The 18,607-nt window shown below is 71.5% G+C and carries 15 protein-coding genes; 7 read left to right on the top strand and 8 right to left on the bottom strand.

Annotation, left to right across the window (positions count from 1 at the left end):
• Positions 1 to 148 precede the first annotated feature (148 nt).
• Genes deoC through BLT97_RS19210 form a run of 3 tightly spaced genes read left to right on the top strand, consistent with a single transcriptional unit; the run spans position 149 to position 3,532 of the window.
• The gene (gene deoC / locus BLT97_RS19220) at positions 149 to 1,201 is read left to right on the top strand and encodes a deoxyribose-phosphate aldolase (protein WP_245769413.1); all 1,053 of its coding nucleotides are present in this window, start codon (positions 149 to 151) and stop codon (positions 1,199 to 1,201) included.
• A gap of 5 nt (positions 1,202 to 1,206) precedes the next feature.
• Entirely contained in the window at positions 1,207 to 2,643 is a 1,437-nt protein-coding gene (locus BLT97_RS19215) for an aldehyde dehydrogenase family protein (RefSeq protein ID WP_093611855.1), read from the top strand.
• Positions 2,636 to 3,532: an aldehyde dehydrogenase family protein gene (locus BLT97_RS19210; RefSeq protein ID WP_093611853.1), complete on the top strand. Its 897-nt coding sequence runs from the start codon at positions 2,636 to 2,638 to the stop codon at positions 3,530 to 3,532. Before BLT97_RS19215 ends, BLT97_RS19210 begins: the two co-directional genes overlap by 8 nt.
• A gap of 68 nt (positions 3,533 to 3,600) precedes the next feature.
• Here the strand turns inward: BLT97_RS19210 and BLT97_RS19205 are convergent, their stop codons facing one another.
• The 4 genes from BLT97_RS19205 to BLT97_RS19190 all read right to left on the bottom strand — a co-directional run bounded on the left by BLT97_RS19205 (position 3,601) and on the right by BLT97_RS19190 (position 8,859).
• Positions 3,601 to 4,800: a glycosyltransferase family 39 protein gene (locus BLT97_RS19205; protein ID WP_425442729.1), complete on the bottom strand. Its 1,200-nt coding sequence runs from the start codon at positions 4,798 to 4,800 to the stop codon at positions 3,601 to 3,603.
• A gap of 224 nt (positions 4,801 to 5,024) precedes the next feature.
• A complete protein-coding gene (locus tag BLT97_RS19200; protein WP_093611851.1) occupies positions 5,025 to 6,659 on the bottom strand; it encodes a phospho-sugar mutase in 1,635 nt (544 codons plus the stop codon).
• Between the two features lie 195 nt (positions 6,660 to 6,854).
• Positions 6,855 to 7,670, bottom strand: coding sequence for a purine-nucleoside phosphorylase (locus tag BLT97_RS19195; RefSeq protein ID WP_093611849.1), 816 nt, complete (start codon positions 7,668 to 7,670; stop codon positions 6,855 to 6,857).
• 751 nt (positions 7,671 to 8,421) lie between these two features.
• Positions 8,422 to 8,859, bottom strand: coding sequence for a gamma-glutamylcyclotransferase family protein (locus BLT97_RS19190; RefSeq protein WP_093611847.1), 438 nt, complete (start codon positions 8,857 to 8,859; stop codon positions 8,422 to 8,424).
• A 143-nt stretch (positions 8,860 to 9,002) separates the two neighbouring features.
• Here BLT97_RS19190 and BLT97_RS19185 point away from each other — a divergent pair, with 143 nt between their 5' ends.
• Together BLT97_RS19185 and BLT97_RS19180 are read left to right on the top strand one after the other, a co-directional pair.
• Positions 9,003 to 10,451 carry an NAD(P)H-quinone dehydrogenase gene (locus tag BLT97_RS19185; protein WP_093611844.1) on the top strand — a complete coding sequence of 483 codons (1,449 nt, stop codon included), beginning with the start codon at positions 9,003 to 9,005 and terminating at the stop codon, positions 10,449 to 10,451.
• A 208-nt stretch (positions 10,452 to 10,659) separates the two neighbouring features.
• The gene (locus tag BLT97_RS19180; protein ID WP_093611842.1) at positions 10,660 to 11,610 is read left to right on the top strand and encodes a DeoR/GlpR family DNA-binding transcription regulator; all 951 of its coding nucleotides are present in this window, start codon (positions 10,660 to 10,662) and stop codon (positions 11,608 to 11,610) included.
• A 335-nt stretch (positions 11,611 to 11,945) separates the two neighbouring features.
• On the opposite strand, the gene BLT97_RS19175 is transcribed toward BLT97_RS19180, so the two are convergent.
• The gene (locus BLT97_RS19175) at positions 11,946 to 13,700 is read right to left on the bottom strand and encodes an acetyl/propionyl/methylcrotonyl-CoA carboxylase subunit alpha (RefSeq protein ID WP_093611840.1); all 1,755 of its coding nucleotides are present in this window, start codon (positions 13,698 to 13,700) and stop codon (positions 11,946 to 11,948) included.
• A 355-nt stretch (positions 13,701 to 14,055) separates the two neighbouring features.
• Between BLT97_RS19175 and BLT97_RS19170 the strand changes: the two genes are divergently transcribed.
• Positions 14,056 to 14,511 (top strand): hypothetical protein, encoded by a 456-nt coding sequence (locus BLT97_RS19170; protein ID WP_093611838.1) that lies wholly within the window; start codon positions 14,056 to 14,058, stop codon positions 14,509 to 14,511.
• Positions 14,512 to 14,540: 29 nt separating this feature from the next.
• On the opposite strand, the gene BLT97_RS19165 is transcribed toward BLT97_RS19170, so the two are convergent.
• From BLT97_RS19165 to mmpB, 3 genes are all read right to left on the bottom strand, one after another.
• Complete coding sequence (locus BLT97_RS19165; protein WP_093611836.1) at positions 14,541 to 15,161, bottom strand: Maf family protein; 621 nt, start codon at positions 15,159 to 15,161, stop codon at positions 14,541 to 14,543.
• A 109-nt stretch (positions 15,162 to 15,270) separates the two neighbouring features.
• Complete coding sequence (locus BLT97_RS19160) at positions 15,271 to 16,749, bottom strand: peptidoglycan D,D-transpeptidase FtsI family protein (protein WP_093611834.1); 1,479 nt, start codon at positions 16,747 to 16,749, stop codon at positions 15,271 to 15,273.
• 127 nt (positions 16,750 to 16,876) lie between these two features.
• Positions 16,877 to 17,005: a morphogenic membrane protein MmpB gene (gene mmpB / locus BLT97_RS38915; RefSeq protein ID WP_093611832.1), complete on the bottom strand. Its 129-nt coding sequence runs from the start codon at positions 17,003 to 17,005 to the stop codon at positions 16,877 to 16,879.
• 197 nt (positions 17,006 to 17,202) lie between these two features.
• Between mmpB and BLT97_RS19150 the strand changes: the two genes are divergently transcribed.
• A complete protein-coding gene (locus BLT97_RS19150; RefSeq protein WP_093611830.1) occupies positions 17,203 to 18,504 on the top strand; it encodes an SGNH/GDSL hydrolase family protein in 1,302 nt (433 codons plus the stop codon).
• The last annotated feature ends 103 nt before the right edge of the window (positions 18,505 to 18,607 follow it).

Here is an 18,607-nt window from a genome sequence, read left to right as displayed (position 1 = left end):
CCAGGGATTCCGCCCGGCGCGGCGGGGTGGGACCGAGGTCACGGGCCGCGGCCCGAATCCCCGTCCGCCGTCCGCGGCCCCCGTCCGCGTATGCCCGTCCCGGCCCGAGGACTTCACAAGCCGCTACGCGCGTAGATATGCTCCCCTCGTGACCATGCCCCCAGTCCCCAAGTCAGACAAGCCGGCCAAGGGCGAGAAGAAGGCCCGAGCGAAGGCCGGCGAGCAGACCGAGCGCGCCGGGAAGGCCCCCGCGGCCCGGGAGGCGACGGCCTCCTTCGCCGACGTGACCTCCTCCGACGCCACCCTCCGCCGCTTCCTCCACGGCCTGCCCGGCGTGGACACGGTCGGGCTCGAGGCGCGGGCCGCCGCCCTCGGGACGCGGTCGATCAAGACCACGGCGAAGGCGTACGCCATCGACCTGGCCATCTCGATGATCGACCTGACGACCCTGGAAGGCGCCGACACGGCGGGCAAGGTCCGCGCGCTCGGCGCGAAGGCGGTCAACCCCGACCCGACGGACCGTACGACGCCCAAGACCGCCGCGGTCTGCGTCTACCCCGACATGGTGGCCACCGCCAAGGAAGCGGTCGCGGGCTCCGGCGTGAAGGTCGCCTCTGTCGCCACCGCCTTCCCGGCCGGCCGCGCCGCCCTCGGCGTGAAGCTCGCCGACACCAAGGACGCGGTGGCCGCGGGCGCCGACGAGATCGACATGGTGATCGACCGCGGCGCGTTCCTCGCGGGCCACTACATGAAGGTCTACGAGGAGATCCGCGCCGTGAAGGAGGCCTGCGGGGACGCGCGCCTCAAGGTCATCTTCGAGACCGGCGAGCTGTCCACGTACGACAACATCCGCCGCGCCTCCTGGATCGGCATGATCGCGGGAGCGGACTTCATCAAGACCTCGACCGGCAAGGTCGGCGTCAATGCCACGCCCGCCAACACCCTCCTGATGCTGGAGGCCGTGCGCGACTTCCGCGCGCAGACCGGGGTACAGGTCGGCGTGAAGCCCGCGGGCGGCATCCGCTCCACCAAGGACGCGATCAAGTTCCTCGTCCTGGTGAACGAGACGGCGGGGCCCGACTGGCTGGACAACCACTGGTTCCGCTTCGGCGCCTCCAGCCTCCTCAACGACCTGCTGATGCAGCGTCAGAAGCTGGCCACCGGACGCTACTCCGGTCCCGACTACGTGACGGTGGACTGACCGACATGACCAACCTGTTCGAGTACGCACCGGCGCCCGAGTCGCGCGCCGTCGTCGACATCGCCCCGTCCTACGGCCTGTTCATCGACGGCGAGTTCACCGAGGCCGCGGACGGCAAGGTGTTCAAGACCGTCTCGCCGAGCACCGAGGAGGTCCTCTCCGAGGTGGCCCGGGCCGGCGCCGAGGACGTGGACCGCGCGGTGAAGGCCGCGCGCAAGGCCTTCGAGAAGTGGTCCGCGCTGCCGGGCGCCGAGCGCGGCAAGTACCTCTTCCGTATCGCCCGGATCATCCAGGAGCGCAGCCGCGAGCTCGCCGTCCTGGAGACCCTGGACAACGGAAAGCCGATCAAGGAGACCCGCGACGCCGACCTGCCCCTGGTCGCCGCGCACTTCTTCTACTACGCGGGCTGGGCCGACAAGCTCGACCACGCGGGCTACGGCCCGGACCCGAAGCCCCTCGGTGTCGCGGGCCAGGTCATCCCGTGGAACTTCCCGCTCCTGATGCTCGCGTGGAAGATCGCCCCGGCCCTCGCGACCGGCAACACGGTCGTGCTGAAGCCGGCCGAGACCACCCCGCTGTCGGCGCTGTTCTTCGCGGACATCTGCCGCCAGGCCGGGCTCCCCAAGGGCGTCGTCAACATCCTTCCCGGATACGGGGACGCGGGCGCCGCCGTCACCGCGCACCCGGACGTGAACAAGGTCGCCTTCACCGGCTCCACGGCCGTCGGCAAGGAGATCGCCCGCACCCTCGCGGGCACCGACAAGAAGCTCACGCTCGAACTCGGCGGCAAGGGCGCCAACATCGTCTTCGACGACGCCCCCATCGACCAGGCCGTCGAGGGCATCGTCGGCGGCATCTTCTTCAACCAGGGCCAGGTGTGCTGCGCGGGAAGCAGGCTCCTCGTCCAGGAGTCGATCCACGACGAGCTGCTCGACTCCCTCAAGCGCCGCCTGAGCACCCTGCGCCTGGGCGACCCGCTCGACAAGAACACCGACATCGGCGCGATCAACTCCGAGGAGCAGCTCTCCCGGATCACCGCGCTCGTCGAGACCGGTGAGGCCGAGGGCGCCGAGCGCTGGTCGCCGGAGTGCGAACTCCCCTCCACCGGCTACTGGTTCGCGCCCACGCTGTTCACGAACGTCACCCAGGCGCACACCGTCGCCCGCGACGAGATCTTCGGCCCGGTCCTGTCGGTCCTCACCTTCCGCACGCCGGACGAGGCCGTCGCCAAGGCCAACAACACCCCGTACGGGCTCTCGGCCGGCATCTGGACCGAGAAGGGCTCGCGCATCCTCGCCGTCGCGAACAAGCTGCGCGCGGGCGTCGTCTGGTCCAACACGTTCAACAAGTTCGACCCGACCTCGCCGTTCGGCGGCTACAAGGAGTCGGGCTTCGGCCGCGAGGGCGGCCGGCACGGTCTGGAGGCGTACCTCGATGTCTGAGTCGACTGAAGCGCGGTTGTCCGTCTTCAAGACCTACAAGCTGTACGTGGGCGGGAAGTTCCCTCGTTCCGAGAGCGGCCGGGTGTACGAAGTGAACGACGCAAAGGGCAACTGGCTGGCCAACGCCCCGCTGTCCTCCCGCAAGGACGCCCGTGACGCGGTGGTCGCCGCGCGCAAGGCCTTCGGCGGCTGGGCGGGCGCGACCGCGTATCTGCGCGGCCAGATCCTGTACCGCGTCGCGGAGATGCTGGAAGGCCGCCGCGAGCAGTTCGTCCGCGAGGTCCAGGACGCCGAGGGCCTGTCGAAGGCCAAGGCGGCCGCCGTCGTGGACGCCGCGATCGACCGCTGGGTCTGGTACGCGGGCTGGACCGACAAGATCGCCCAGGTCGCGGGCGGCGGGAACCCGGTCGCGGGCCCGTTCTTCAACCTGTCCTCGCCCGAGCCGACCGGCGTCGTGACGATCGTCGCGCCGCAGGACTCGTCCTTCCTGGGCCTCGTGTCGGTGCTCGCGCCGGTGATCGCCACGGGCAACACTGCCGTGGTCGTCGCCGCCGAGGACCGTCCGCTGCCCGCGCTGAGCCTCGCCGAGGTGCTCGCCACCTCCGACGTCCCGGGCGGAGTGGTCAACATCCTCTCGGGCCGTACGGCGGAGATCGCCGCGCCGCTCGCCGCGCACCAGGACGTCAACGCGATCGACCTTGCGGGCGCCGACGAGCAGCTCGCCAAGGAGCTGGAGGTCGCGGCGGCGGACAACCTGAAGCGCGTCCTTCGTCCACAGCCTGTGGACTGGTCGGCCGACCCGGGCACCTCGCGCCTGACGGCCTTCCTGGAGACGAAGACGGTCTGGCACCCGACGGGCTCGCTGGGTTCGGGCGGTTCGTCCTACTGAGCAGTGCCCGAGACACGGGTGGGCCCCCTGGTACGCGTACCAGGGGGCCCACCCGTGTGCGGGAGACCTCAGGGCGCGCTCGGCCACACCAGCAGCATGTACCCGCCGCAGTACGCCGACCCGAGCACCGCCGCCGTCACGACCAGCGCGGCCCGCCGGCGGGCGAGCCCGGCCACGTACAACGCCACCGGCAGCAGCAGCGGGAAGCCCGGCAGCAGGAAGCGGGCCCGCGGGAAGTACACCCCGCCCGAGCCCAGCACGATGACCAGGAGCACCCCGCTGAACACGAGCAGCGGCAGCGGCTGGCGCTGCTTGAGGCAGACGAGGAAGAGCAGGGCAGCGGCGGCCATCGTCAGCGTCACCATGACGAGGAAGAGCTCGGGGTCGGAGTCGTAGAAGAACAGCTCGCGCACCATGCGCAGGGTCTCGCGGCCGCCGTCCAGCTCGTTGTGCCACAGCTTTTGCACCGCGAAGTACCCGTCCCAGCGCCCGAGCCGGTGGCCCACCCAGCCCACGTACAGGAGCCAGCCCAGCGGGGCGAGCAGGGCGCCCGCGAGCGCGCGCCGGTCGAGGCGGTGGCGCAGGGACAGGAGCGCGGCCAGGGAGACGGCCGCCGCGAGGGCGACCCCGGTCGGCCGGGTCAGGCCGGACAGCGCGGCCAGCGACCCGGCCCACAGCCAGTCGCCGCGCAGCACCGCGTACAGGGACCAGGCCACGAACGCCGTGAACAGCGACTCGGTGTACCCCATCCACTGCACGGCCGACACCGGGAACGCCGCCCACAGCACGGTGAGCAGCACCCCGGCCCGCCGCCCGTACAGCCGGTCGCCCACCGCGAACACACCCCAGGCCGCGACGAACGAGCAGGCGACCGCGAACAGCAGCCCGACGGTCGCGCGCGAGCCCGGCGTGAACGCGGCGAGCACCTTCACGGTCACCGGGTAGAGCGGGAAGAAGGCCAGGTTGTTGGAGTCGAACTTCGTGCCGAGCTCGCGCGCGTAGCCCTGGTCGGCGATCCCGAGATACCAGTTGGCGTCCCAGTCGGAGGCGACCGTCTCCCACACCCCGACGCCCTCGGCGTGCGCCCAGGTCCACAGGACCGCGAGGCAGGTCAGCCGCACGGCCGCGTAGGCGGCGAGCGCGGGGGCCGCGTGCCGCAGCGCGTGCGCGAGGGCGCGGGTGGGGCGCGGGGCCTGCCGCGCCGGGGGACGGCGGCGCGAGGCGGGCAGCAGCGCTGCGGGGCGGTTCGCCTGGGTGGTGGCTGACACGGGCTGCGGCTCCTGGGTCTGGGCGAGTGCGCTACCGGTCAGCACTTCCTCGGCCAGGTGACGGGCGGAAGTCCCGTTGCGTCAACTGCCGCCCAGGAATCACCCGTCAGACGTACGAGGGGGAGGGCTGCGCACGACGAGCAGACGACGATGAGGTGGAGCCGCATACGACGATGGGGTGGACCACCGCAACGGCGGTCCACCCCATCAGGTCTGACGACGGCTCAGATCCCGGCCGCCACCGCCAGATCACGCTTCAGAGCGGCGATCAGCTCCTTGGCCTGCCCACGGGCCGCGGGCACCCCGGCCACGCCGCCCTCGACCGGCACCACGACCTCCAGGTAGCACTTGAGCTTGGGCTCGGTGCCGCTCGGCCGCACGATCACGCGCGCACCGTCCAGCGTGTAGCGCAGCCCGTCCGTCGGCGGCAGCGTCTCGGTGCCCTCGGTCAGGTCCTCACGCCGTACGACGTCGAGGCCGGCGAGCACGGTCGGCGGCTGCTCGCGCAGCCGGCGCATCGCGTCCGCGATCAGCGACAGGTCCTTGACGCGCACGGACAGCTGGTCGGTCGCGTGCAGCCCGTGCTCCACCGCCAGCTCGTCGAGCAGGTCGAGCAGCGTGCCGCCCCGCTCCTTCTGCTCGGAGGCCAGCTCGGCCACGGCCAGCGCCGCGGTGATGCCGTCCTTGTCCCGTACGCCCTCGGGGTCGACGCAGTAGCCCAGCGCCTCCTCGTAACCGAACCGCAGGCCCTCGACCTTGGCGATCCACTTGAACCCGGTCAGCGTCTCCTCGTACCCGAGACCGGCCTTCGCGGCGATCCGCCCGAGCAGCGACGAGGACACGATCGACTCGGCGAACACGCCCTCCACGCCCCGCCGCACGAGATGCGCGGCGAGCAGCGAACCGACCTCGTCGCCGTGCAGCATCCGCCACGTGCCGCCGTCGCGGACGGCCACGGCGCAGCGGTCGGCGTCGGGGTCGTTCGCGATGATCAGGTCCGGCTGCTCGCGCTCGGCCGCGGCGAACGCGAGGTCCATCGCACCCGGCTCCTCCGGGTTCGGGAACGCCACGGTCGGGAAGTCCGGGTCGGGCTCGGCCTGTTCGGCCACCACGACGGGCTCGGGGAAGCCGGCCCGCGCGAACGCGGCGAGCAGCGTCTGCTTGCCGACGCCGTGCATGGGCGTGTAGACGGTCCGCGCGGTGCGGGCCGAGCCCGGCTTCAGGACGGCGTCCGTACGCGCCAGATACGCCTCCACGGCCTCGTCTCCGAGGGTCTCCCAGCCGCTGTCGGGCCGCGGCACGTCGGCCAGCGCCCCGACGGCCGCGATCTCGGCGGCGATCTCGGCGTCCGCGGGCGGCACGATCTGCGAGCCGTCGCCGAGGTAGACCTTGTAGCCGTTGTCCCGCGGCGGGTTGTGGCTGGCGGTCACCTCGACACCGGCGACCGCGCCCAGATGCCTTATGGCGAAGGCGAGCACGGGGGTGGGCAGCGGCCTCGGCAGCACGGCGGCACGCAGCCCCGCGCCCGTCATCACGGACGCGGTGTCGCGCGCGAAGTCGGCCGACTTGTGGCGGGCGTCGTAGCCGATGACGACGAGGCCGTCGGTCTGCCCCTTGGCCTTGAGGTACGCGGCGAGGCCGGCGGCCGCGCGGATGACGACGGACCGGTTCATCCGCATCGGACCCGCACCCAGCTCACCGCGCAGCCCGGCGGTGCCGAACTGAAGCGTCCCGGCGAACCGTTCCGCCAGCGCGTCGCGGTCGTCCGCCTCGATGAGCTTGGCGAGTTCCTCGCGGGTCTCCGGATCGGGGTCCTCGGCGAGCCAGGTCTGTGCGCGAGCGATGAGTTCTTCCGACACGTGGATTGCCTTTCGGGACTTCCGGCTTCCGGGGGGTTGCGGGGAGTGAGGGGTGCGGGGGGATTGTGGGGGTTTCGGGGCAGATCCCCCTTGCGGGTGTACGGGAGGAGTGCTCCCGCCCCGTACGAGGGGAGCCGCCCCGTCCGTACAAGCGGGCCCCGCCCGTACGACGGAGCCCGCCCCCACACGTACCCCTCAGATGCGGTCGAGCACCTGGGTGAGCAGGCGGCCCATGCGCGTGGCCGAGTCGCGGCCCGCCTGGAGGACCTCTTCGTGGTTCAGGGGCTCGCCCGTCATGCCCGCCGCGAGGTTCGTGACCAGCGAGATGCCGAGCACCTCGGCGCCCGCCTCGCGCGCGGCGATCGCCTCGAGCACGGTGGACATGCCGACGAGGTCCGCGCCGATGGTGCGGGCCATGCGGATCTCGGCCGGGGTCTCGTAGTGCGGGCCGGGGAACTGCGCGTACACGCCCTCCTCCAGCGTCGGGTCGACCTCCTTGCACAGCGCGCGCAGCCGCGGCGAGTACAGGTCGGTCAGGTCGACGAAGTTCGCGCCCACGATCGGCGAGGTCGCCGTCAGGTTGAGGTGGTCGCTGATCAGCACGGGCTGACCCGGACGCATCCCGTCCCGCAGACCGCCGCAGCCGTTGGTCAGGACGACCGTCTTGCAGCCGGCGGCGACGGCGGTGCGCACGCCGTGCGCCACGGAGGCGACGCCACGGCCCTCGTAGTAGTGGGTCCGCCCGAGGAAGACCAGCGCACGCTTGTCGCCGATCTTGTACGAGCGGATCTTGCCGCCGTGGCCCTCGACGGCCGGCGGCGGGAAGCCGGGCAGCTCGGTCACGGCGAACTCGGCCTCGGGGGTGCCGAGGGCGTCGACGGCGGGAGCCCACCCGGAGCCCATCACGAGGGCGACGTCATGGGTCTCGGCCCCGGTCAGCTCGCGCAGCCTGCTCGCTGCGGCGTCGGCGGTGGCGTAGGGGTCGGTGGGGGGCGTATTCGAAGCGTTCACGCGGAAGAGGGTAGCCGTTTTGGGCCTACGCGCGTAGACCTGCGGCCCACGAGTGTGGCGGGAACCTCTTGTGGGATCCCCCAAGCCCCACCTCACACCCCGCCGTACGGAGCCCACGGAAGCCGGAGCCGCACGGAACGCCGGGCGGTGTCGTGACGCGTACGCCCACCGGCCGGCAGCCGCGCTCCGGGCGTGAGGGGACGGGGAGGGGTGCCGGTTACACGGGCACCCCCCACCCGGACGATCACGCTCGCAGACCTGCGGCGCCATTGCCCGTGTAACCGGTACCCCGGACCGGCACCGACCCCAAACGAACGGGAACGCGGATCGCACCCGCACACGCAACGGGCTTGGCCAGGCGGGTCAGGGGGGTTGGGGCGACGGGGGAAGTGCACAGGGCCGCAGCTGAGACCGATACCGCGAGCGAGAGCCGGGCCGGGCCGTGGGTGAGAGTCGCCCGAAGGGGCGCACCAACCAGCCGCACCACCTGGGGGGCGCCCCCTGCACCCCCGGCACGTACCGCAATCGGCAGCCCGCACCGCGCCACGTAGGGCGGACCCGGACCGGACGCGGGGCGCGACAGGACCGAAGGAGGAGGCGCGCCGGACGCATCAGCTGGCGGGGGCTCCGCCCCCTGCACCCCCGCCGCGTACCGCACTCGGCCGCACGCGAACCCGAACCGCACGCGGAACCCGACCCGCACGCGGCCCCGCACCGCACGCGATCCCGACCCCCACCCGGCCCCCCACACTCAGCAAGGCCGCTTGCGCAGCTCCATCACGTAGTCGTGCGGCGCCCCGGCCGACTCGGCCGCGTCTGCCAGTTCGCCCAGGTAGCGTGCCGAGGGCAGCCCGCCCTCGTAGCCGTTGAGTACGTACACCCACGCGGGCAGCTCGCCCTCCAGGGTCTGCACCCGTACGCGCATCCGCCGATAGATGTCGAGCCCCACGCCTTCCCAGCGGTCCATCGAGTCCTCGTCCATCGGCGCGATGTCGTACAGCGCGACGAAGACCTGCGAGCGCGGTGCCTCCACGATCGTGGCCAGGGCGCCCTCCCACCCCATGTGCTCCCCGCCGAACGTCAGGCGCCACCCGTTCAGCCACCCGGTGGCGCGCAGCGGCGAGTACGGGGCGCGGCGGGACATGAGCCGCGGGTCGAGATTGCCGGCGTACGCGGCGTAGAGCGACATGAGTTTGAGGGTACGGCAGTGGCCGTTGGTGGGCGTGCGGACTGGTGAGGCCGGGTGCGGGCCCAGCCCCGCCCCGGGACACGGCCCGGGCGCCGACCCGGGCGGCGCCCCCGGGGGCGAAAGCCCCGCGGTCGTGCGGGACAATGGAGTACGTGACTCGGATCGTGATCATCGGTGGCGGACCCGGCGGATACGAAGCGGCCCTCGTGGCGGCTCAACTCGGCGCGGAGGTGACCGTCGTCGACTGCGACGGTCTGGGCGGGGCGTCGGTGCTCACCGACTGCGTGCCGTCCAAGACTCTGATCGCGACGGCCGAGGTGATGACCACCTTCGACTCGTCGTACGAAGAGCTCGGCATCATCGTCGAGGACGACACCCCCGACCCCGACAGCCCGGCCCGCGTCGTCGGCGTGGACCTCGGCAAGGTCAACCGGCGTGTGAAGCGCCTCGCGCTCGCCCAGTCGCACGACATCACCGCCTCCGTGACGCGCGCCGGCGCGAAGGTCATGAGGGGGCGTGGGCGTCTCGCCGGTCCTTCCGGCATCGACGGCACGCGCGACGTCATCGTCACCGCCGCCGACGGCACCGAGACCCTGCTCACCGCCGACGCCGTCCTGATCGCCACCGGCGGCCACCCGCGCGAGCTGCCGGACGCCAAGCCGGACGGCGAGCGCATCCTCAACTGGACCCAGGTCTACGACCTCGACGAGCTCCCCGAGGAGCTCATCGTGGTCGGCTCGGGTGTCACGGGTGCCGAGTTCGCGGGTGCCTACCAGGCGCTCGGCTCGAAGGTCACCCTCGTCTCCTCCCGCGACCGCGTGCTCCCGGGCGAGGACCCGGACGCCGCCGCCGTCCTCGAGGACGTCATGCGCCGCCGCGGCATGAACGTCATGGCCCGCTCGCGCGCCGAGTCCGCCAAGCGCGTCGGCGACCGCGTCGAGGTCACGCTCTCCGACGGCCGCGTCATCTCCGGCACGCACTGCCTGATGGCTGTCGGCGCCATCCCCAACACCGCCGGGATGGGCCTGGAAGAGGCCGGGGTCAGGCTGAAGGAGTCCGGTCACATCTGGACCGACAAGGTGTCCAGGACGTCCGCCTCCGGGGTCTACGCCGCCGGTGACGTCACCGGTGTCTTCGCCCTCGCCTCCGTCGCCGCCATGCAGGGCCGCATCGCGATGTACCACTTCCTGGGCGACGCGGTCACCCCGCTCAACCTCAAGACGGTCTCGTCCAACGTCTTCACCGACCCCGAGATCGCCACGGTCGGCTACACGCAGGCCGACGTGGACGGCGGCAAGATCGACGCCCGCGTCGTCAAGCTCCCGCTGCTGCGCAACCCGCGCGCGAAGATGCAGGGCATCCGCGACGGCTTCGTCAAGATCTTCTGCCGTCCCGGTACGGGCATCGTGGTCGGCGGCGTGGTCGTCGCCCCGCGCGCTTCGGAACTGATCCACCCCATCTCGATCGCGGTCGACAACAACCTGACGGTGGAACAGATCGCGAATGCGTTCACGGTCTACCCCTCCCTGTCGGGCTCGATCGCCGAGGTCGCCCGCCAGCTGCACACGCGCAAGGCGACCGGCGAGGGCTGAACCGCCCGCGCCGGCGGGTCCGTTGCCGCAGGTGAGGAAGCCTCACACCGCCAACTAGCCGTCGGTTACGCTGCGTTGGGGCCCAGTCGTCTGGCATAGGCCAGCGGACTGGGCCCCTATACCACTTCTGCTGTCCCCATACGCTCATCTTCTGTAATTCGGCGCAAAGTGCTGAAACCAGACGGACGTTGGGGTTACTGTCAGTTTCGTGTTCGCTGCAGAACGTCGCCAATTGATCCTCGAAATGGTGCGCGCCAACGGGGCCGTTTCGCTCCGTGAGCTCGCCCGCGTCGTCCAGACCTCCGAAGTGACCGTACGGCGGGACGTGCGGGCGCTGGAGGCAGAAGGACTCCTGGACCGCCGCCACGGCGGTGCGGTCCTCCCCGGCGGATTCACCCGTGAATCCGGCTTCCCGCAGAAATCCCACCTCGCGACCGCCGAGAAGACGGCCATCGCCGACCTCGCCGCGGGACTCGTCGAAGAGGGCGAGGCCATCGTCGTCGGCGCGGGCACGACCACGCAGGAGCTGGCCCGCCGGCTCGCCCGCGTGCCGGGCCTGACCGTCGTCACCAATTCCCTTCTGGTGGCACAGGCGTTGGCGCATGCCAACCGTGTCGAAGTGGTGATGACCGGCGGGACGCTCCGTGGCTCGAACTATGCCCTGGTGGGCAGCGGTGCGGAGCAGTCGCTCCAGGGCCTGAGGGTCTCCCGCGCCTTCCTCTCGGGCAGCGGTCTGACCGCGGAGCGCGGGCTCTCCACGTCCAACATGCTCTCGGCGTCGGTGGACCGGGCTCTCGTCCAGGCCGCGGCGGAGGTGGTGGTCCTCGCGGACCACACCAAGCTGGGCACGGACACCATGTTCCAGACGGTGCCGACGGACGTCATCACGCGCCTGGTCACGGACGAGCCCCCGGCCCACGACGAGCGCGCCGCCACCGAGCTCCAGGCCCTGGCCGACCAGGGCGTGCAGGTCGCGGTGGCCGGAGCGTCAGGTCCGGTGCAGGGCGCCGATCCCGTCCCGGCGGGGCGCCAGCCACGCCGGGACGTGCCTCTCCCGGGCCAGCGCCGCGGAGTCCCGGGCGCCCCCCAGGGGCTGCGCTCGGCAAGCGCCCTGGCAAGCGCGGGCGAGGCACGGGTGGCAGACCTCCGGCGCAGGTAGCCGGAGGGAGCCGTCCGCCGGAGCTGAGGCCGGGCCCACTCGGTACGACCGGTGGGTGTCCGGGCAGGACTCCGGACGGTCCGGGCCCGCGCGGTACGGGGCGAAGTCCGCCTCGGCCGCGGGCCGGTACGGCCACCGCACGCGTCCGCGGAACGGGAAGGCGCCCTACGCGTCCGACGTACGGGAAGATGCCGTACGCGTCCGACGTACGGGAAGATGCCGTACGCGTCCGACGTACGGGACAAGGCACCACACACGCCCGGGCCTGGACACGGGAAAGGGCCCCCGGCGCAGCGCCAGGAGCCCTTTCTCGTACGGGAGTTGACCCGTGCTGATCAGTCCTTGATCTCGCAGATCACCGCACCCGACGTGAGCGACGCGCCCACCTCGGCGGACAGGCCCTTGACCGTGCCGGCCCGGTGCGCGTTGATCGGCTGCTCCATCTTCATCGCCTCGAGGACCACGATGAGATCGCCCTCGGCGACCTCCTGGCCCTCCTCGACCGCGACCTTGACGATGGTGCCCTGCATCGGCGAGGCGAGTGTGTCGCCGGAGGCCGCCGGGCCGGACTTCTTGGCCGCGCGGCGCTTCGGCTTGGCGCCGGCCGCAAGTCCCGTGCGGGCCAGGGTCATGCCGAGCGAGGAAGGCAGCGAGACCTCCAGGCGCTTGCCGCCGACCTCGACGACGATGGTCTCGCGACCGGCCTCGTCCTCGTCCTCGGCCTCGGGCGTCACCGCGAACGGCTTGATCTCGTTGACGAACTCGGTCTCGATCCAGCGGGTATGGACCTTGAACGGCGAGGCGGTGAAGGCCTCGTCGACCACCACGGCCTGGTGGAACGGGATGGCCGTGGCCATGCCCTCGACCTTGAACTCCGCGAGCGCACGCGCGGCGCGCTGGAGCGCCTGCTCACGCGTCGCACCCGTGACGATCAGCTTCGCCAGCAGCGAGTCCCAGGCCGGGCCGATGACCGAGCCGGACTCGACACCGGCGTCCAGACGGACGCCCGGGCCGGTCGGCGGCTCGAACTTCGTCACGGTGCCGGGCGCCGGAAGGAAGTTGCGCCCCGGGTCCTCGCCGTTGATGCGGAACTCGAAGGAGTGGCCGCGGATTTCGGGGTCGCCGTAGCCGAGCTCCTCGCCGTCGGCGATACGGAACATCTCGCGCACCAGGTCGATGCCGGTGACCTCTTCGGTGACCGGGTGCTCCACCTGGAGGCGGGTGTTGACCTCGAGGAAGGAGATCGTGCCGTCCAGGCCGACGAGGAACTCGACGGTGCCGGCGCCGACGTAGCCGGCCTCCTTCAGGATCGCCTTCGAAGCCGCGTACAGCTGCTTGTTCTGCTCCTCGGTGAGGAACGGCGCGGGCGCCTCCTCGACCAGCTTCTGGTGGCGGCGCTGGAGCGAGCAGTCACGGGTGGAGACGACCACCACGTTGCCGTGGGAGTCGGCCAGGCACTGGGTCTCGACGTGCCGCGGCTTGTCCAGGTAGCGCTCCACGAAGCACTCGCCGCGGCCGAAGGCGGCCACGGCCTCACGCACGGCCGAGTCGTACAGCTCGGGGACCTCTTCGAGGGTGCGGGCCACCTTCAGACCGCGGCCGCCGCCACCGAACGCGGCCTTGATCGCGATCGGCAGACCGTGCTCCTCGGCGAACGCGACGACCTCGTCGGCGCCGCTCACCGGGTCCGGCGTGCCGGCCACCAGCGGGGCGCCGGCGCGCTGCGCGATGTGCCGCGCGGCGACCTTGTCGCCCAGGTCGCGGATCGCGTGCGGCGGCGGGCCGATCCAGATCAGACCGGCGTCCAGGACCGCCTGGGCGAACTCCGCGTTCTCGGAGAGGAAGCCGTAGCCGGGGTGGACGGCGTCGGCACCGGACTCACGGGCGGCCTTGAGGACCTTCTCCATGTCCAGGTAGCTGGTCGCCGGGGTGTCACCCCCGAGGGCGAACGCCTCGTCCGCGGCCCGTACATGCAGAGCGTCCCGGTCCGGGTCGGCGTAGACGGCTACGCTCGCGATCCCTGCGTCCCGGCACGCCCGGGCCACGCGGACAGCAATTTCGCCACGGTTGGCGATCAGCACCTTGCGCACGATGGCTCCCTCCTTGAAACAAGCTGAGTTTAGGGACTGCCGACACGGGCTTTCGACCCGTCCCCAAGGGTGAGCTTGCCCACACGGAGTGTGATGCGAGGGCCGCTCCACTCGCGAAATCCCTTGTCGCACCACGGTACGCCGGGTTTCCCGACAGCACGGTAGCCGCGGAATGTGGTGCAGGTCTCTGTCTTGGCGACCAGCGCCTCCGCGCGTTTCTTTGTGGAGTCCCTACGAATGGCCGTATCAAACTTTGCCCGGCGGCCCGGCGGGTGGCCCGTACCCCTTGTCGATCGCCCTACCCGTCAGTAGCGTTCGCGGCGACGTGTAGGTGTAACCAGGGGTAGGGGTACGCGTGGTGCGCAGAACGGCGGCAATCGTGGCCGCGATCCTGCTGGTCGTCGAGGCCGTCGGCCTGGTGATCGTCAACGTGGCGCTCGGCAAGATCGCCGACGCCCAGTCGATGTCGCTCGCCGGGCTCGACCCGGACGTCATGTCGACGTCCAGCTTCGTGCTCGCCGGCGTGGTCTTCCTCTACCTCGGCGCCTGCGCCCTGATCCTGCTGCTGTCCGCGATCCGGGGCCGTTCGCACGGCCGGTTCGCGCGCATCCTGCTGATCAGCGCGGCGGTGCTGCACGCGGTGCTCGGCGCGCTCACCGTGGGCATGGTCGGCTGGCCGGCGTTCGTCTTCATGATGGTGATGTTCGGCCTGCTGGTGCTCAGCCTCATGGGATACGAGAAGCAGCCGGCCGGACCCGAGGACGCGCCCCCGGCTCCGGCGGGCGGTGACGGGGCGCCGCAGGCCGCCTGAGCACCAGGAGAGGGCCCTGAGGGCCCCTCTCAGTCCTCCGCGGGCGCCCACAGGTCGGTGATCTGCACACCGAGGTCGGCGAGCAGCCGGCGAAGCAGCGGCAGCGAGATCCCGATGACGTTGCCGTGGTCGCCCTCGATGCCGTCGACGAAGGGTGCCGAGCGGCCGTCGAGGGTGAACGCGCCCGCCACGTACAGGGGTTCACGGCTGGCGACGTACGCGGCGATCTCCGCGTCGCTCGGCTCCCCGAAGCGCACCGTGGTGGACGCGGTGGCCGAGACCTGCCGTCCGCTCGCCGTGTCGATCACGCAGTGCCCGGTCTGGAGCACCCCGGCCCGGCCGCGCATCGCCTTCCAGCGCGCGGTGGCCTCCTCGGCGTCGGCGGGCTTGCCGAGCGCCTGGCCGTCGAGTTCGAGCACCGAGTCGCAGCCCACGACCAGGGCGCCGGCCGCCTCGGGGCGCGCGGCCACCGCCTGCGCCTTCGCCTCGCCGAGTACGCGGGCGAGTTCGGCGGGCGTGGGCGCGGTGAGGGCGTCCTCGTCGACGCCGCTGACGATCACCTCGGGGGTGAGGCCGGCCTGGCGGAGCAGGCCCAGGCGGGCGGGGGACTGGGAGGCGAGGATCAGGCGGCGGGCGGGCTGAGCAGTCATGCGGGCCAGGGTAACGGGCGGGGCAGCCGCTCACGTACGCGAGGAAGGGCCCCTGCCGTGACGGTCAGGGGCCCTTCTCCCGTACGGGAAGCGGCAGTTGCGGAAGGCGTCAGTCCTTCAGGAGGACCGCCTTCATCACGTCCTTCGCGATCGGGCCGCCCAGCTTGCCGCCCGCGATGTCCGCGCGCGGGATGTCCTGGCCCGGGTCCACGAAGACGGCGACCGCGACCTGCTTGCCGTCGCTGTTCTTGCCGTAGGAGATGAACCAGGCGTACGGCGGCAGCTCGTTGTTGGCGCCGTGCTGGGCCGTACCGGTCTTGGCGCCCACGGTGATGCCCTGGTCCTCCAGGAGGGCGGGCCGGCCCGAGCCGTTCTTCGCGGTGGACTCCATGGCCTCGCGGACCTGCGCGGCAGTGTCGGCGGAGATCGGCTCGGAGCGCACGGAGGGTGTGGTCTTCGCGAGCACGTCCCGGTCGGGGCCGCGCAACTCGTCGACCAGGTACGGCTTCATGACCTTGCCGTCGTTGGCGATCCCGGCGGCGAGCATCGCGATCTGGAGCGGGCTCGCGGTCACCGAGCCCTGGCCGATGCCGCTGAGCGCGGTCTGCGGACGGTCGATCTCGGACGGGTAGATGGACTTGGCGGCCCGGATCGGGGTGTCGAGCTCGCCGTCGTTGAACCCGAAGCCCTCGGCGACCTCACGCATCTTGTCCTTGCCGACCTCGTCCGCCAGCTTGGCGAACACAGTGTTGCAGGAGACCTCCATGGCGTCCGTCACCGTGGCGTTCTTGCAGGGCAGGCCCTCGGTGTGGTTCGGCAGGAAGGTCGAGGTGGTGGGGAGCTTGTACGGGTCGGGGGTGTCCGTCGGCTCGTTGACGTCCGTGACCTTGCCCGCCTCGATGGCCGCCGCGGCGGTGAGCACCTTGAAGGTGGAGCCCGGCGGGTAGGTCTCCTTGAGCGCCCGGTTGACGAGCGGCTTGGCCTTGTCGGCGTTCAGCTTCTTCCACTGGTCCCCGTCGGCCTTGCTCATCCCCGCGAACGTCGAGGGGTCGTACGACGGGGTGGAGGCCAGCGCGAGGATCTTGCCGGTCTCCGGCTCGATCGCGGCGACGCCGCCCTTCAGGTTGAGCCTGCCGAGGCCTTCGAAGGCGGCCTTCTGCGCGTCCGGGTCGATGGTCGTGTAGACGTCGCCGCCGCGCTGCTTCTTGCCGGTCAGCATGTTCACGGTGTTCTGGATGAACAGCCGGTCGTCGGTGCCGGAGAGCAGCTCGTCGTTCAGGTTCTCCAGAGCGGTGGAGCCGAAGGCCTGCGAGGAGTAGCCGGTGATGGGGGCGTACATCGGGCCCTGCTTGAAGGTCCGCTTGTACTTGTAGTCCTGCCCGTCGACGGCCTTGGAACCGGTGATGGGCTTACCGGCCACGAGGATGTTGCCGCGCGGCTGCGCGTACCGCTCGATGGTGACCCTGCGGTTCTTCTCGTGCTTGCTCAGATCGTCGCTCTGCGCGTACTGGATCCAGTTCGCGCGGATGAGCAGTGCGAGCACAAGCAGCCCACAAAAGATGGCGATGTGCCGCAATGGCTTGTTCACTTGGTGCGCCCCTCCCCGGCAGTTGCTTCCGCAGTAGGACGATAGGACGCCCCGGCCGGTTGCGGCAGCCCGGGTGGGGGTGATACCGGCCTCTGCCGGTCTCTCGGTGCATCCCGGGGACGAGCCTTCAGTGCACCCCCAGGACGAACATCGCGAGCACCATCGCCAGGGCGAGCACGAAGCCCGCGCGCCGCATCATCGCCTGCATGTCGCGCAGTTCCTTGGGCGGCTTGTTCTCGGGGTCGGACCAGAGCATGAGGTCGATACTCCGCTTCCCGCCGCCGCGGCGCCTGAGTACGCGTACTCAACTGCCGCTCCGTACCGCGTGCCCCAACTGTCCTTCACGTAGGCCTGGTTAGCCGCTAAAGGGTCCGCTGTTCCGTTAGGGCGATGAAGTCTGCTACTGTCTGTCTGGCCTTAAAGGAACTGCAATCCCGTTAGAGAAGGTGTGTCATGAACAAGTCCTTGCGCCGTGCCCTCGCCCCGCTCACCGCCGCCACCCTCGGCCTCACGCTGCTCGCGGGCACCGAGGCCACCGCCGGGCCCGCGGCGGATCCCGCAGCCGCACCCGCATCCGCCAGCCGGACCTCCGCATGGACCGCCGCCTGGGCGGCGTCCCCGCAGCGCCCGAGCGAGGGGTTCACGGCGAACTGGTCGCAACAGGGCTTCTCGCACCAGACACTGCGCCAGGTCGTCCGCGTCAGCGAGGCCGGTGAGCGGGCCCGTATCCGGCTCTCCAACGCCTACGGGGCCGGGCCCCTGCACATCACCGGCGCGACCATCGCGCGCTCCGGCGAGGGTGCCGCCGTGGAGAAAGGGTCGGTGCGGCGGCTGACCTTCGGCGGGAAGGAGTCGACGGTGATCCCGGCCCGAGGGCAGACCGCGAGCGATCCGGCCGTCCTGGACGTCGGCGCCGAGGAGTCCGTCACCGTCACGCTGTACCTGGCGGGCGCCACGGGACCGGCCACGTTCCACGCGCAGGGCTTCGCCGACACCTACCGGGCCGACGGCGACCACCGCGCCGACGTCACGGGCCGCGCCTTCGACGAGAAGACGCAGTCCTGGTACTACCTCACGGGCGTGGACGTGGCAGAGGGGCCGCGCACGGGCGCGGTGGCGCTCTTCGGCGACTCGATCACCGACGGCTTCGGCTCCACCCCCGGCGCGAACCGCCGCTACTCCGACGCGCTCGCCGACCGCATCGAGCGGCCGGTGCTCAACGCGGGCATCGGCGGCAACCTCGTCCTGAACGACTCGGCCTGGTACGGGGACCGGGGCACGGCCCGCTTCGGGCGGGACGTGCTCGACCAGCCCGGGGTCACCACGGCCGTCGTGCTGCAAGGAGTGAACGACATCGGGTTCTCGGAGGCGCAGAAGGCCGGGTACGAGCGGCCGACCTTCTGGCCGGCCCCCGAGGTCTCGGCGCAGGAACTCATCGCCGGATACCGGGAGTTGATCCGCCAGGCGCACGCGCGGGGGGTGCGCGTGGTCGGCGCCACGCTGCTGCCGTTCGGCGGCTCGGACCACCACGGGGTGCACGCGGCGCGGGTCAGCGACGAGGTGAACGCGTGGATCCGCACCTCGGGGGAGTTCGACGCGGTGGCCGACTTCGACCGCGCCCTCGCGGACCCCGCCGACCCCGAGCGCATCGCGCCGCGCTACGACTCGGGGGACGCCCTGCACCCCGATGACGAGGGGTACGCGCGGATGGCGGCGGAGCTGGAGCGGGTCCTGGAGACCTCGCCGCGCGTGTGAGGGGACGGGTGCCGGGACCCGCGTGCCTCCTGCACCCGTACGCGTACGGAAAGGCCGGCGGACGTGGGTCCGCCGGCCTTTGCGCGTGCTGTGTTCCGCGCGC

The sequence above is a fragment of the Streptomyces indicus genome, assembly GCF_900100315.1.
GTDB classification, from domain to species: domain Bacteria; phylum Actinomycetota; class Actinomycetes; order Streptomycetales; family Streptomycetaceae; genus Streptomyces; species Streptomyces indicus.
The sequence above is the reverse complement of the archived record's forward strand: the minus strand, read 5'-3'. Positions and strand labels throughout refer to the sequence as shown.

Bases quoted from the DNA above. Each gene is read 5' to 3' on its own strand.
- BLT97_RS19215 (WP_093611855.1), top strand. From the start codon at position 1,207: ATGACCAACCTGTTCGAGTACGCACCGGCGCCCGAGTCGCGCGCCGTC.
- BLT97_RS19210 (WP_093611853.1), top strand. From the start codon at position 2,636: ATGTCTGAGTCGACTGAAGCGCGGTTGTCCGTCTTCAAGACCTACAAG.
- BLT97_RS19190 (WP_093611847.1), bottom strand. From the start codon at position 8,859: ATGTCGCTCTACGCCGCGTACGCCGGCAATCTCGACCCGCGGCTCATG.
- BLT97_RS19185 (WP_093611844.1), top strand. From the start codon at position 9,003: ATGGAGTACGTGACTCGGATCGTGATCATCGGTGGCGGACCCGGCGGA.
- BLT97_RS19165 (WP_093611836.1), bottom strand. From the start codon at position 15,161: ATGACTGCTCAGCCCGCCCGCCGCCTGATCCTCGCCTCCCAGTCCCCC.
- mmpB (WP_093611832.1), bottom strand. From the start codon at position 17,005: ATGCTCTGGTCCGACCCCGAGAACAAGCCGCCCAAGGAACTGCGCGAC.
- BLT97_RS19150 (WP_093611830.1), top strand. From the start codon at position 17,203: ATGAACAAGTCCTTGCGCCGTGCCCTCGCCCCGCTCACCGCCGCCACC.